At 64.0% G+C, this 13,915-nt stretch carries 9 protein-coding genes and 1 riboswitch; of the genes, 5 read left to right on the forward strand and 4 right to left on the reverse strand.

Features of this window, described 5'->3' with window-relative positions; all coding sequences use genetic code 11:
- Window positions 1–53 precede the first annotated feature (53 nt).
- Window positions 54–2,243 carry a TonB-dependent receptor gene (locus tag AC0IYS_RS15385; RefSeq protein ID WP_471705959.1) on the reverse strand — a complete coding sequence of 730 codons (2,190 nt, stop codon included), beginning with the start codon at window positions 2,241–2,243 and terminating at the stop codon, window positions 54–56.
- Between the two features lie 130 nt (window positions 2,244–2,373).
- On the opposite strand from AC0IYS_RS15385, the gene AC0IYS_RS15390 reads away from it, so the two are divergent.
- The 3 genes from AC0IYS_RS15390 to AC0IYS_RS15400 all read left to right on the forward strand — a co-directional run bounded on the left by AC0IYS_RS15390 (window position 2,374) and on the right by AC0IYS_RS15400 (window position 5,206).
- Window positions 2,374–3,546, forward strand: a complete 1,173-nt coding sequence (locus tag AC0IYS_RS15390; protein WP_471705960.1) for a PepSY-associated TM helix domain-containing protein — start codon at window positions 2,374–2,376, stop codon at window positions 3,544–3,546.
- Complete coding sequence (locus tag AC0IYS_RS15395; protein WP_471705961.1) at window positions 3,543–3,713, forward strand: hypothetical protein; 171 nt, start codon at window positions 3,543–3,545, stop codon at window positions 3,711–3,713. Before AC0IYS_RS15390 ends, AC0IYS_RS15395 begins: the two co-directional genes overlap by 4 nt.
- A gap of 127 nt (window positions 3,714–3,840) precedes the next feature.
- Window positions 3,841–3,929, forward strand: a riboswitch (cyclic di-GMP riboswitch).
- A 50-nt stretch (window positions 3,930–3,979) separates the two neighbouring features.
- Window positions 3,980–5,206, forward strand: coding sequence for a S8 family peptidase (locus tag AC0IYS_RS15400; RefSeq protein ID WP_471705962.1), 1,227 nt, complete (start codon window positions 3,980–3,982; stop codon window positions 5,204–5,206).
- A gap of 105 nt (window positions 5,207–5,311) precedes the next feature.
- On the opposite strand, the gene AC0IYS_RS15405 is transcribed toward AC0IYS_RS15400, so the two are convergent.
- Window positions 5,312–6,985 carry an FAD-dependent oxidoreductase gene (locus AC0IYS_RS15405; protein ID WP_471705963.1) on the reverse strand — a complete coding sequence of 558 codons (1,674 nt, stop codon included), beginning with the start codon at window positions 6,983–6,985 and terminating at the stop codon, window positions 5,312–5,314.
- A gap of 195 nt (window positions 6,986–7,180) precedes the next feature.
- On the opposite strand from AC0IYS_RS15405, the gene AC0IYS_RS15410 reads away from it, so the two are divergent.
- Together AC0IYS_RS15410 and AC0IYS_RS15415 are read left to right on the forward strand one after the other, a co-directional pair.
- Complete coding sequence (locus AC0IYS_RS15410) at window positions 7,181–10,348, forward strand: TonB-dependent receptor (RefSeq protein ID WP_471705964.1); 3,168 nt, start codon at window positions 7,181–7,183, stop codon at window positions 10,346–10,348.
- A 68-nt stretch (window positions 10,349–10,416) separates the two neighbouring features.
- Complete coding sequence (locus AC0IYS_RS15415; protein WP_471705965.1) at window positions 10,417–11,406, forward strand: glycoside hydrolase family 43 protein; 990 nt, start codon at window positions 10,417–10,419, stop codon at window positions 11,404–11,406.
- Between the two features lie 90 nt (window positions 11,407–11,496).
- On the opposite strand, the gene AC0IYS_RS15420 is transcribed toward AC0IYS_RS15415, so the two are convergent.
- Window positions 11,497–12,891 (reverse strand): FGGY-family carbohydrate kinase, encoded by a 1,395-nt coding sequence (locus tag AC0IYS_RS15420; RefSeq protein ID WP_471705966.1) that lies wholly within the window; start codon window positions 12,889–12,891, stop codon window positions 11,497–11,499.
- Complete coding sequence (locus tag AC0IYS_RS15425) at window positions 12,888–13,907, reverse strand: ABC transporter permease (protein ID WP_471708882.1); 1,020 nt, start codon at window positions 13,905–13,907, stop codon at window positions 12,888–12,890. Before AC0IYS_RS15425 ends, AC0IYS_RS15420 begins: the two co-directional genes overlap by 4 nt.
- Window positions 13,908–13,915: the final 8 nt, after the last annotated feature.

Genomic DNA, 13,915 nt, shown 5'->3' on the forward strand with positions numbered 1-13,915 from the left:
GACCGCCGCCTGGGTGCTCACCGCTTTTATGCGTCGCGAGGATTTGCGACTGATTAAAAGTCCACCGTCGCTGACAGCACCGCCGTACGCGGCGAACCAAGCACCAGATACCCCGAACCCGGATAACCACCGGCCGACGCCCAGTAGCTCTTGTCCGCGACGTTATCGATTCGCGCGCGGAAGGTGACCTTGCGATCTGCGATGGTCGCGACATAACTCGCGCCGATATCCAAGCGGCTCCACGACGCCAGCTCCTGCTTGTTCGCGCCGTCGGCGTACTGCGACGACGTGTACAACGCCCGCGCGTTCAGGTTCAGGCCGCGCACGCCCGGCACATCCCATTCCGCGCCGATGTTTGCCTGCGTCTTCGGCACGCCAATCACGTCGTTGCCTTGATTGAGTCCGCCGGCGGTAACGCGCTGCTCGGCGTCGAGCAATGTCAGACCGCCCAACACACGCAGGCCGCTCGTCGGCACGCCAAACACGGTCATCTCCAGACCGCGATTGCGCTGTTCGCCGAAGACGCCGAAGATCCTGTTTTGCACATACGCCGATGGCTGCTTGGTGCTGAACACCGCCGCGCTGGCGCCCAGGGTGCCGACATCGTACTTCACGCCGATTTCCTTCTGCTTCGATACGTAAGGCGCGAAGGCCTGGCCGATATTGTCGACATCACCGGAAGCCACCGCACCTTGCTGCAGGCCCTCGGTGTAGTTCGCGTACAGCGACACCGCTTTCACCGGGCGGTAAACAATGCCGGCCATCGGCGTGTTTTTGCTTTGGTCGTAGTGCGACAGCGACACGCCGGAGTTGTAGTCGTAGCTGTCCGACTTGATGTTTTGGCGGCGCACACCAACCGTCAGCAGCACTTTATCGTCCAGCATGGACAGCGTGTCCGCCAGTGCGTAGCTGGACAGGATGGACTTGGCGGTCAGCTTCGGATCGCTCATGGAACCACCGACGAAGAAGTCGGCGACCGGCGCCGCGACATCGACCGGGTTGAAGATATTGGTCGCGAAGCCGGCGAAGTTACTGAACGCGTAGGCGTTGCGCGACTCAGTCCAGAAACCCGACGCGGTCGCGCTCAGGCTATGGCCGATGGCGCCGGTGCGCAGCTTGGTGCGCACGCCGATTTCACCGGTGCGCACGCTGTCATGGCGCACGTTGTCGAAGCGATACATGCTTGCCGCGCCGGCGGCGCTGCTGACGGTCGGCTCGGCGATGATGTTGGACTCGTCGCCGCTGCGCGCGCCCATCGCGGCCCACGCCACCGTGTCCTTGGCCAGATCGACTTCGCCGCGCAGCGTGCCGAAGGTGTCGCGCTCCTTCGAGTGCGTCCACTTCTGCGCCCAGTTGCTGTCGGAGTCCGGCGCGGAGGGCAGGGCCACGTCTTTGTTGACGGTCACGCTCGGACGCGCGCCTTGCAGATTGTGGTTCTGGTAGCCGGCATCGGCCGACAGGCGGAAGCCGCGTCCCTGGAAGTCCAGACCAACTGACGCCACCGACAACTCGCGCTTCTCGCCATCGATGGGCGTGTCGCCGTCGCGGCGCACCGCGTTGACGCGGATGCCGGTGTTGCCGTTCTCGCCGAAGCGGCGGCCGATGTCGACCGCGCCGTAACCCTGGCCGCCGCTATCGACACCGACCGTCAGCTGCGTCAGCGGGTTGTTGCTGGCGCGCTTGGGCAGCAGGTTGATCGAACCACCGACGCCGCCACCGCCCGGCGCCGCGCCGTTGATGAAAGAGTTCGCGCCGCGCAGCACTTCCACGCGTTCGAGCAATTCGGAGGCGACGAACTGGCGCGGCAGCAAACCGAACAAACCGTTATAGGCCAGATCATCCGAGTTGACCGGGAAGCCGCGAATGACATACAGCTCCTGGTAGTTGCCGAAGCCGCGCGCGACGCGCACCGACGGATCGTTCTGCAGCACGTCGGCGACGCTGCGCGCCTGCTGGTCCTGGATCACGGCCTGCGTGAAGTTCAGCGTATTAAACGGCGTATCCATCATGTCCACATTGCCGAGCAGGCCCAGACGGCCGCCGCGCGCGACCTGGCCGCCGGCGTAATCCTTGGTCAACCCTTCGGCGGACGCATCCGCCGAAGCGCTGATGACGACGGTCTGGATCTTGCCCTCGGCAGTATCGGCCGCTACCGAAGCAGTTTGACTCTGCGCGCCGGCGGCGCTGACCATAAGCATTGCGGCAAGCGCGAAAGGGGACAATTTCAGATGTGGAGTGTGCATGATTCGTTTAATTTTTGGTAAGTAAATGAGAGCGATTCTCAATTATAGCGCTGCGCGCCGCAGTTTCGCTACTAAATGAGAGTGATTTGCATTATCATTGTAATTTCCGGTTTGCCGACTCACTTTCATAATGACACCTGTTACCGTTCGCCGCTGGGCCTGGATTCATAAGTGGAGCAGCCTGGTCTGCACCGTGTTCATGCTGCTGCTGTGCCTGACCGGCTTGCCGCTGATCTACCACCACGAAATCGACCACCTGCTAGGCAACGCCATCGAGGCGCCCAAGATGGCGCCGGACACACCCAAAGCCGATCTCGACGCCGTTATCGCCGCCGCCAAGGCGCGCTATCCGAACAAGCTGGTGATGTACATGTCGCAGGAGGCGGACGAGCGCGAGATCTGGTACCTGACGATGGGCGACCATCCGACCGACGAGGGCTTCAAGTCGGTCGCCGTCGATGCGCGCACCGCCAAAGTGCTGGCCGAGCCGAGTTTCGAAGGCACCTTCCTGGGTGTGATGTTCCACCTGCACGTCGATTTATACGCCGGCCTGTGGGGCAAATTGTTCCTCGGCTTCATGGGGCTGCTGCTGGTGGTGGCGATCATTTCCGGCGTCGTGCTGTACGCGCCGTTCATGCGCAAGCTGCAATTCGGCGAGGTGCGGCGCGAGCGCGGTCCGCGCGTCAAATGGCTGGACCTGCACAATATGCTGGGCATCGTCACGCTCACGTGGGCGCTGGTGGTGGGCGCCACCGGCATGATCAACACCTGGGCCGATCTGCTGGTGAAGTACTGGCAAAGCACCGAAATGGCGGCGATGATTGCGCCGTATAAGAATATGCCGCTGCCGGGCAAGCTGGGTTCGATGCAAAAGGCGATGGACAACGCCGTTGCCGCCGAGCCGGGCATGCAGGTGGCCTTCGTCGCCTTTCCGGGCACCGCGTTCTCCAGCCCGCATCATTACGGCATCTTCATGCATGGCAGCGAGGCGCTGACGTCGCGCTTGTACAAGCCGGTGCTGATCGATGCGCAAACCAGCGAGATCACCGATCGCCGCGCGTTGCCGTGGTACCTGACGGCGCTGCTGGTGTCACAGCCGCTGCACTTCGGCGACTACGGCGGCGCGTGGATGCAGTTCCTGTGGGCGATGCTCGATATCGCCACCATCTTCGTGCTGGGCAGCGGGTTATATCTGTGGTTGAAGCGGGGCGTGCAGGCCAGGGCGCACGTGCGCAAAGAGGATGATGATGTTGTCGCGGAATTGCGCGAGCCCGCCTACGCCACCGATGGGGAGGCGCGATGAGCGCGAGTTCCTTCGGTCGCATGTGGGGAGCGCCCATCGCGCTGGCGATACTGACGGCGATCGGCCTGATTTCCGCGTTGCTGGGGGACGGCGTGTGGGATTACGTCTCCGCCGTCGCGCTCGGTGTTCCGACCATCGCTTGCGCATGGTACGGCTTGCGCCGCTAGACTGCGGCAAGCGTCCGGCCTCTACAGATGAGCTAGTTGTGTGCAGGCGACATGCCACGGAAATCCGGCTGTCCTGATCGCATTAAGTGTTTGTGCCGCAAGTCTTCGTGGTAACCTCGCTTTCATTGAAACCAGAGGGCAAACCAGGCGAAAGCCTCGGGACGCAAAGCTTCAGGCCTACAGCGCAGTCCGCGCCATGGCAGCTGGGCTACCGTCTAAGGACTACATTCCTTGCCGGCCTCTATCAATCTTATAGAGGCTAAACCATGTTGCAGAAGCAAGGCGCCGCTGCGCGCCGCACGTTTGTCACCCTGTCCACCGTAGTGATGGTTCCGTTGCTCGGCGCCGTGCTGAGCACGTCGGCGATCGCCCAGCCTTCGGAGCGGTCCCCGCAAGCCGAGCGCACCCGTTACATCATCGTCTTCAAGCCCGGCGCCGGCGCCGTGAAGCAGCACGCCGAGTCGTTGGCCAATGGTTCCGGCACCCGTCCGGACTTCGTCTACGAACACGCCGTCAAAGGCTTCACGGTGACGCTGCCGACCAAGTCGAGCGCCCACTACCTGGAAGCCATCCGCCGCCATCCGCTGGTGGAATCCATCGAGCCCGACATGGTTGTGACGCATACCCAAATCACGCAAACCAGCGCGCCGTGGGGATTGGACCGGTCCGACCAGCGCGCCTTGCCGCTCAATGGCGCCTACAGTTACGCGGCCAACGGCCAGGGCGTGCAAATCTATGTGCTGGACACCGGCGTGCGCGCCTCCCATGTCGACTTCGGCGGGCGCGTGCGCGCTGGCTATAGCGCGATTGCCGATGGCAATGGCACCAACGACTGCCACGGCCACGGCACCCACGTCGCCGCCACGGCGGCGGGCGCCACGTACGGCATCGCGAAAGGGGCAAGCATCGTGCCGGTGCGGGTGCTGGCCTGCGATGGGTCCGGCAGCATGAGCGGCGTGCTCGCCGGCCTGGATTGGGTGGCTGCCAACGGCGTACGTCCGGCCGTGGTCAACATGTCGCTCGGCGGCGGCATCTCCTCCACGCTGGACCGGGCCGTGGCCAATGTGGTGTCGCGCGGCATCAGCGTGGCGGTTGCCGCGGGCAATTCCAATGTGGATGCGTGCACCAGTTCGCCGGCCCGCGAGCCGTCGGCCATCACCGTCGGCGCCACCGGCAGCAACGATGCGCGTGCCTCCTACTCCAACCGGGGACGCTGCCTGGACATCTTTGCTCCCGGCTCGTCCATCACGTCGGCGGGCATCTCCAGCAATACGGCCGTGGCCACGATGAGCGGAACGTCGATGGCGTCGCCGCACGTGGCGGGCAGTGTCGCGTTGCTGCTCCAGGCCCAGCCAACGCTGATCCCGAGCCAGGTCGCTCAGCTGATCAAGTCGCGCGCCACCCCCAACAAGGTGTGGAACGCTGGCACCGGCTCGCCCAACCTGCTGCTCTACACGGGCACCGACATCGTCACGACCGGGCTGCCCCAGTAACGATGTCTGTGCAGGGGGGCTAGCGGTATGCCGCGCCGCACAAATTCGATCCGGTCAAGGTGGCGGTCCTGGCGGCCGCCCGGCATACCCTGGCCTTCACCTGACTCATTGCTCCATGTCCCGCCGTGCCAGGAACGCGTGTATCTGCGACACCACGGCGGCGCCTTCGCCGACGGCGGCGGCCACCCGCTTGGTCGAGTTGGCGCGCACGTCGCCGATGGCGAACACTCCCGGCACGCTGGTCTCCAGGCTGGCCTGGCGGCTTCCCAGCGCGCAGCCCGGCGCGTCGTAGCCGGTCAGGATGAAGCCTTTGGCGTCGACTTCCACGCCGCAGTCGCCCAGCCAGCCGGTATTCGGATCGGCGCCGATGAACAGGAACAGGCGGCGCACGTCGTAGTCGGTTTCGACGTCGTCGCGGTTGTCGCGCACGCGGACCTGCCGCAAGCCTTCCTCGCTGCTGCCTTCCAGTGCGACGATCTCGGAGTGCGTGTGCAGCACGATGTTCGGCGTCGCTTCGATCCGTTCGATCAGATAGCTCGACATCGTCGACGCCAGGCTGTCCTTCCTGACCAACATATGCACCCTGGACGCGAAGCCGGACAGGAACACCGCTGCCTGGCCGGCCGAATTGCCGCCGCCGACCAGGATCACTTCCTCGCTGGCGCACAGTTTGGCCTCCAACGGCGAGGCCCAGTAGTACACGCCCTTGCCCTCGAACTGCGTCAAGTTGGCCAGGGAAGGGCGGCGATAGCGCGCCCCGCATGACAGCACCACCGCGCGCGCTTGCAGCCGTTGCAGGCTGCCGCACATTTCCACCTCAAGCGGATAGCTGTCGCACACCAGTCGTCCGGCCGGCGCGGGGATCGCCAGTTCCACGCCGAATTTGCGCGACTGCACGTATGCGCGGCCAGCCAGCGCGCGGCCGGAGATCCCGGTCGGGAATCCGAGGTAATTTTCGATGCGGGCGCTGGCCGCGGCCTGGCCGCCGTAGGCGCGCGTCTCGAGCGCCAGCACCGACAAGCCCTCGGAAGCCGCATATACCGCCGTCGCCAGCCCGGCCGGCCCGGCGCCGACCACGATCACGTCCCACACCTGGTTGGAGTTCAGCTCCGGCAGGGTGCCCAGGCAGCGTCCCAGTTCGACCGTCGTGGGGTTTTTGCGCACACTGCCGTCGGGGCACACCACCAGCGGCATGTCCTCCGGCAGCGGGTGGTGGCGTTCGCATAGCGCGCGCGCCTGCTCGTCGGCCTGCGGGTCGAGCACCTTGTTGGGAATCCCGTTGCTGTTCAACCAGCCCTGCAGCGCGTGCATGCGCGGATGGCCCGGTGTTGCAATCAGGACGACGCCGCTGGCGCCGTTATCCATCAGTTCGACGCGCCGCAATATGAAGGCGCGCACGATCTTCTCGCCCAGTTCCGCCTCCGCCACCAGCAGCGCGCGCAGCGACTGCGTGGTCAGCACCAGCACTTCGACGGCGCCGATCGCGTGGCCGTTGACCAGCGATGGCGCGTTCGACAGCTGGCTCATTTCGCCGGCGAATTCGCCCGGCAGATGTTCGGTGATGACCGAGGTATTTCCCAATCCGTCATAGCGGCTGATGCGGATTTTCCCGGCCAGCAGAACGAACATGCCGAAGGTGCTGCGACCTGCCTCGAACAGCATCTCGCCGTCGCGGTAGCAGGCGCGCGCGCCGAAGCGTTCGATTCTGCGGATCTCGGACGCATCGAGTTTGGGGAGCGCCTGGCCGGCGCGGGATTTGAAGGTGTCGTAGGTCGTCATGATCACAGTTTAACGCGGTTGAATGCTGCACTGCCAGATTCTAAAGGAAGAGCGATTGGTGATCATCATTGTGATTCTTTGAGCGGGCGATGATTTTTATGCGCAAGCGACTACTAGAATGCGCTCACAAGCTGATCATAAAACTAAGGCCGGATCCCAAGGCCGAGACGACGGGAGACAAAAGTGAACACAACAATGAACACATCAGGTAAGCACTCGAAGCAAACCGGCAGCCGCACCACCCAGCGTGTCATCGTAGCCGCTGTGGCGTCGGCGGTCGCCTCCATCCTGGCCAGTAGCGGCGCGATGGCGCAATCGACCGACGCCGCCGCGCCAGCCTCCCAGCCCGCGGCCACGCCGCGCGCGCCGGACGACGTGGCGCCAGCCGTCGTCACCGTGGTCGGCACCCGTAAATCGGTGGCGTCGGCGATCGACCGCAAGATCCGCAACTCCACCGTCTCCGACTCGCTGGTGGCGGAGGACATCAACCAGTTCCCGGACAAGAACGTGGGCGAAGCGCTGTCGCGCATCACCGGCGTGCAGCTCACGCGCGATTTCGGCGAAGGCTCGCAAATCTCCATCCGGGGCGTCGAGCCGAATTTGAACCGGGTCGAGGTCAACGGCATGTCGGTGCTGGGCACCAATGGCGGCGCCGGTCGCGGCGCCGAGCTGCGCGAGCTGGCCTCAGAGTTGATCGCCTCGATCGACGTCTTCAAGGGTAGCACCGCCGACCTGACCGAGGGTGGCGTGGGCGGCACGGTGGTGATCACCACGCGCAAGCCGCTGGACTTCAAGAAGTTTACGATGGCCGGCACGCTCTCGGGCGAGCAGGCGTCGAGCCGTGGCGGCGTGCAGCCGCGCGCCAGCCTGCTGATCGCCGACCAGTTCCTCGACGGCCGCCTCGGCGTGATGGCCAACGTGGTGTATGACGACGTCCGCACCCGCAACGACTACACGCGCAACACCAGCTGGCGCTTCCTGCGCGACTGGGACTTCTCGCCCGAGAAGACCGTCACCTCGCTCGATCCGGCGGTGGCCGGCATTTCGCAAGCATCCGGTTGCTCGTCCACCGCATTGACACCGGCCCAGCGCACCGCTTGCAGCTCGCAATGGTACGATTACTCGCCGGGCGTGCCGCGTTACGGCATCTGGACCCGCGACCACAAACGCTCGTCGGCGGAGCTCACGGCGCAGTATAAATTCAGCAACGAGCTGAAAGCCTATGTAAGCTACCAGGGCAACAAGCAGGACCAGCGTCTCAACGATCGCAATTTCGGCACCGAGTTCGGCGCGGTCACCCGCCTGGCCAACGCCGGCGTGGCGCCAACCTACAGCGCCTCCGGCGTGCCCAGCGGCGGAAGCTGTGTCGCCGCGCCGACCACCTCGACGCCGGCGGGGATGACCGTCACCAACCACTATGTGACCGACTACACCGTCGGCAATTGCACCTACCTGGCCGGTATCGGCGCACAGGGCGCGTTCAGTACCTCGGCGCGCGACTTCGACCTGAAGATCGATTCGCGCTACGTGAGCACGGGCTTCACTTACAAAAACGGTCCGTTGGAGATCGAAGGTCTCGGTGGCACATCGCGCTCGAACTACCACAATGAGACCAACAGCATCGTATTGACGCAGAACGCGCCAGGGCTGAAGGTCTCGCTCGACAAACAGGGCATGCCGCACTTCACCTTCCCGCAAGGTTATTCGCCCGACGACAGCAGCTCCTACGTGCGCGCCGAGCTGCAATACCGGCCCTACGAAACCAAAAACGACGAAGACCAGGCCAAGCTGGATTTCAAGTACCGTCTGTCGACGCCATTCTTCAGCAAGGTCTGGTTCGGCGTTCAGGCGCGCAAGGCGTCGGCGCAGCAGTACAAAGGCGATCCGTATAAGTTCAGTAGCGGCGCCGATCTGGTGAGCACGGCGGACGACATCAACGTCGGCGGGGCTAATGCAAACCAGACCCTCACCTATGATCCGAACAACAAGACGGGCGTGATTCGCGCGCCCGATGTCATCAGCGCGGTCAACGCCCCCAGTTCGAGCGGCTACCTGAGCGCCGCGCAGATGGCGCAGCTGGTCGATGCCGTGCGCGGTCGCTCGCCGGGTACGTTCTTCGGCGGCTACGACAAGGTTGACAATATCCCGAGTGGTTGGCTGGCGCCGGTCTATAGCCAGGCGGCGCAATTCTTCAACCCGTCCAAGTTCAACTTCGACACCATTTACAACGGCTTGGGCACCGACGGCGCGATGCACCCGCAAGTGCCGGTGTATCGGGTCGAAGAGCGCATCAAGTCGGCCTATCTGCGCGTCGACTTCGACACCGAACTGTATGACCACCAGATATGGGGTAACGTCGGGGTCCGCTATACCGGCACGCGCGACAAGTCAACGGGTTCGCAGACGTACGGCGTGCGCATGGCTAATCCAAGCAGCGGAAGCGGCTACTCCGACTACCTGTTCGGCACCAACATCGCCACGCTCGAGAATACCTACCACGACTACCTGCCTAGCCTGAACGTCATGGGTTGGGTGGTGCCCGACAAGTTCATGGTGCGATTCGGCCTGTCCAAGGTCATGTCGCGGCCCAGTGTCGACCTGCTGGTGCCCAACGCCCGCTGCATCCGCAACAGCGGCCTGGCGGTGTTCGGCGGCGACGGCGACGACGATTGCACAGCCGGCAATCCGGATCTGAAGCCGTTCCGCGCCAAGAACACCGATTTGAGCTTCGAATATTATCCGAGCGCCGACAGCCAGGTGAGCGTTGGTTTGTTCAAGAAGGATATCGACAGCTACATCCTGGAGAAGCAAATCGTCAAACACGTGGACCTGTTTAAGAACGGTGAATATTTCGACGTCACGCAAGCGATCAATGGCAAGGGCGCCACCACCAAAGGCATCGAACTGACGGCGCGCACCGCCTTCACCTTCCTGCCTGGCTGGCTCGGTGGCTTCGGCGGCGACGCCAACTACACCCGCATGACGTACAAATATGCGGCGGGGACCGAGCGCTTGAACATCCTGGACGGCACGGTGCTGCCGTATGCCGGACTGTCGAAAAACAGCTACAACCTCGCGCTGTGGTATGACCTGGGCAAGGTCAACGCGCGTCTCGCCTATAACTACCGCGACCGTTTCTACACCGGTAGCAACGACGTTTCGGGCAATCCGAACTTCCAGGAGAAGACCGGTTTCCTCGACGCGAAGTTCCAATATCGCTACAATGACAACATCACGTTCTCCATCGAAGGCAAGAACTTGACGGACCAGGCCCAGACCACCGACGCCGGCGATACGTTCCGTGTGAACGAATTGGCGTGGTCCGGCCGCCGTTACTTTGTGAGTGTGTCGTTCAAAAACTGAGCGTTTAAAAACTAAGGGCATCCATGGCGCAAGCGTTTATTGCGCGCGGACTGAAAACGGCGGCCTGTATGGCCGCTGTTTTTTCGTTTGCGCTCGTCGCATCGGCGGCGGAACCGGTATTCAACAACCCGCTGGTCAAACAGCGGGCCGACCCGCAGGTCTCGCTGCACAGCGACGGCTATTACTACTTTACCGCCACGGCGCCGGAGTACGACCGCATCGAGCTGCGGCGCGCCCGCTCGCTCAACGACCTTGGATCGGCCGAGGCCAAGGTGGTGTGGCGCAAGCACGCAAGCGGCATCATGGGTGCGCACATCTGGGCGCCGGAAATGCACCACATCGACGGCAAATGGTATATCTACTTCACCGCAGGCAGCGCCGAGAAGATTTGGGAGATCCGCCTGTACGTGCTGGAAAACAGCTCGCCCAATCCCCTGGAGGGCGAATGGAAGGAGCTAGGGCAGCTCAAGACGGGCTGGGAGTCGTTCTCTCTGGACGCCACCACGTTCGCCATGGGCGGCAAACGCTATTTGCTGTGGACGCAGGTGGCCCCGGAATCGACCACGCACGCCACCAACATCTACATCGCCGCGATGGATACGCCGTCGTCGATCAAAGGCCCTGCGGTGATGCTGACAAAGCCCGAGTATGACTGGGAAAAGGTCAAGCACGCGGTCAATGAAGCGCCGGCGGTGCTGGTCAAGAATGGCAAGGTGTTTGTCAGCTATTCGGCCAGCGCGACGGATGCGAACTATGCGCTTGGCTTGTTGACGGCGCCGGCGGGAGGAGATCTACTGAAGCCCGGCACCTGGAGCAAATCGCCGAAGCCGGTGTTTGTCAGCAGCGAGGCGAATGGCCAGTATGGGCCGGGGCACAACTCGTTCACGACCACGCCGGACGGCAAAACGGATATCCTGGTCTACCACGCGCGCAACTACCGTGACATCGTCGGCGATCCGCTGAATGACCAGAACCGCCACACGCGCGCGCAGGTGCTGCACTGGAACGCGGACGGCACGCCGAATTTCGGTCAACCGGTAGCCGACAAACGTGATTGACAACGGAGACACGTAGGGCGGATTAGGCGGAACGCCGTAATCCGCCGTGCATGCGCCGCCAACGGAGCATGCGTGGCGGATTACGCTGCGCTAATCCGCCCTACGTGTTTCCACGAGGGATAGCCAGCGCTCCTTATATTCGCCCCAGCCATCGATCTTCAATTGCTCCGCCGTCGTACTCCGCACGGCCGCCGTGCTGCCCCAGTGATGCAGCATCCAGCCGCCGCAGGTGGTCCCGCTGGTGTCATCCGTGCTGCTGATCTGCTGCCGCGGGCGCAACGCCGCCAGCAACGGCGCAAACCACGGATTCCCCGTGTAGCTGCCTTCGACCACCACCGCGCCGTCCGCGCCCAACTGCTCCAGGCAGTAGTCGCTCATCAAAACACAATATAGCGTGGCAAGCGCGTAACGCTGCCGGTTGTCCTGCGGCGCCGTCCCGAGAATTTCGCCAGCCCGGCCCGCGAAAGGACCGCCGGCCTTCGAGTAGCAGGGCAGCGCCATCGTCTGCCGCTCGATCAGCAAACGGAAATCCTCCATCCCGCAGACCTCCAGCTCCGCCCCCGCCAACGCCCCGAACTCACGCCCACCCATAAAACGCATGCATGCCACGGCCTGGCCCATCGCGTTGCTGTTGGCGAGCATGTCGGCCGCCTCGCGCAAACCTTCCAGCGGCTTGCCCGGCGCGGCGGCGATCACCCAGGTTCCGGTGGACAGCACCGCCGGCGTGTCGCCCTCGCCACCATCCGCGCGCGCGAAATGCCGCAGCAGCGACGCATTGCTGTCATGGATGCCGCACAAGACCCTGCACCCGGACGGCAAGCCCGTTTGCCGCGCCAGCTCCGCCTTCAGGTTACCGAGCGGCGCCCACGCCGGCTGCAGCGGCGGGAACAAATCGTTCCATCCCAGGCGCTCGACCAGCGACGAATACTGCTGGCGCGCCGGCTGCCACAGGTCGGTGTGACAACCCAGCGACGTGACCTCGCTGGCCGCCACGCCGCTCAAACGCCACGCCCAATACTGCGGATACATCAGGATATGGCGCGCGCGGCGGAACTCCTCGGGAAAGGCCTGCGCCTGCCAGGCCAGCTGCCTTCCGAGATTCAGGCCGGCCGGCAGCCGCGGCGAGTAGGTCGCGGAATAGGGCGGCCGCTGGCCGGCATAGCGCGCTCCCTGCTCGCCAGGCATCTCGAACTCGTAGTCGAGCACCGGCAGCACCAGTCCCTCGTCATCGACCAGCGCCGCCGTGGCGCCGTGCGTCACGCTGACGATGGCGCCGACATGCGCCAGCGCCGAAAACTGCTGCATCCCGTCCAGCATCCAGCTCCAGATGCGGTCCGTGTCGTGGTGCGGATACGGCGAGCAATTGCGTATCGTATTCGGACTGCGGCGTTCCGCCAGGACCGCGCCGTCGACATCGATGAGCACCAGCTTGACGTTGGTTTTTCCGATATCGAGGACGATGGTGGCTTCGATCGAAGAACTCATTTGGCGGTCTTCCGGCCGCGCAGCAGACGTGGCAGGGCGATGGTCGCCAGTAGCAGGATACCGACGACGATGGTCATGTAGATGCCCGGGATATTCGCCAGCGACAGGCCGTAAGTGACGGTGCCCAGGGTCAGGACGGCCAGCACCACGCCGCCGATGGTGCCGGTGCCTCCGGCGATGCCGACCCCGCCCAGGATGACCATCGTGATCACTTCCAGCTCCCAGCCCATGGCGATATTCGGGCGCGTGCTGCCGATGCGTCCCGTCAGCAGGTAGGCAGCCAAGCCGGCCATGGCGCCGGTCAGCATGAACAGCACCAGGCGATAGCGGTCGACGGCGATGCCGGAGAAGCGCGCCGCGACCGGGTTGTTGCCGATGGCGTAGATGCGGCGGCCGCACGTCGTCGCGTGCAGCACGAACGCGAACAGGCCTGCGAACAGCAGCAGGATGATGAATTCACGCGGGATGAAGCCGAAGAAGTAGCCCTGGCCCCAATCGGCCATCACCTGCGGGTAGCCGGTGAAGGCCTTATCGCCCAGCACCACGCTGGCCAAGCCACGGAACAGCGAAACGGTACCGATCGTGACGACGATCGACGGCAGGCGGTAGCGCGTGACCATGATGCCATTGAGCCAGCCGCAGGCCGTGCCGGTGGCCAGCGCGATCGGCAGCAGCAGCTCCGGCGCAATGCCGTTGGCGTGTGCCAGGCCGATTGACACCGACGACAGCGCCAGGATGCCGGACACGGAAATGTCGATCTCGCGGCAGATGATCAGCAACGCCATCGGCAGCGCGATCAGCGCCTTTTCGCTGAAGTTGAAGGTGCCGTCGGCCAGGTTGTACAAGTCGAGGAAGTGCGGCAGCATGATGGCGTTGGCGGCGAAGGCGGCCACCAGCAGCAGCGCAAGCAGGGCTTCCCAACTTGCGAGCAGGGCGCCCAGGCGGAAGCCCGGACGGTCGGCGATGATGTAGCGGGAGGCGCCGGCTTTTTCAGGCGCGTCGGTGGAATTGGACATCACGGTAC

The sequence above is a fragment of the Duganella sp. AC237 genome, from assembly GCF_979254035.1.

Bases quoted from the DNA above. Each gene is read 5' to 3' on its own strand.
- AC0IYS_RS15385 (WP_471705959.1), bottom strand. From the start codon at position 2,243: ATGCACACTCCACATCTGAAATTGTCCCCTTTCGCGCTTGCCGCAATG.
- AC0IYS_RS15390 (WP_471705960.1), top strand. From the start codon at position 2,374: ATGACACCTGTTACCGTTCGCCGCTGGGCCTGGATTCATAAGTGGAGC.
- AC0IYS_RS15395 (WP_471705961.1), top strand. From the start codon at position 3,543: ATGAGCGCGAGTTCCTTCGGTCGCATGTGGGGAGCGCCCATCGCGCTG.
- AC0IYS_RS15400 (WP_471705962.1), top strand. From the start codon at position 3,980: ATGTTGCAGAAGCAAGGCGCCGCTGCGCGCCGCACGTTTGTCACCCTG.
- AC0IYS_RS15405 (WP_471705963.1), bottom strand. From the start codon at position 6,985: ATGACGACCTACGACACCTTCAAATCCCGCGCCGGCCAGGCGCTCCCC.
- AC0IYS_RS15410 (WP_471705964.1), top strand. From the start codon at position 7,181: ATGAACACATCAGGTAAGCACTCGAAGCAAACCGGCAGCCGCACCACC.
- AC0IYS_RS15415 (WP_471705965.1), top strand. From the start codon at position 10,417: ATGGCCGCTGTTTTTTCGTTTGCGCTCGTCGCATCGGCGGCGGAACCG.
- AC0IYS_RS15420 (WP_471705966.1), bottom strand. From the start codon at position 12,891: ATGAGTTCTTCGATCGAAGCCACCATCGTCCTCGATATCGGAAAAACC.
- AC0IYS_RS15425 (WP_471708882.1), bottom strand. From the start codon at position 13,907: ATGTCCAATTCCACCGACGCGCCTGAAAAAGCCGGCGCCTCCCGCTAC.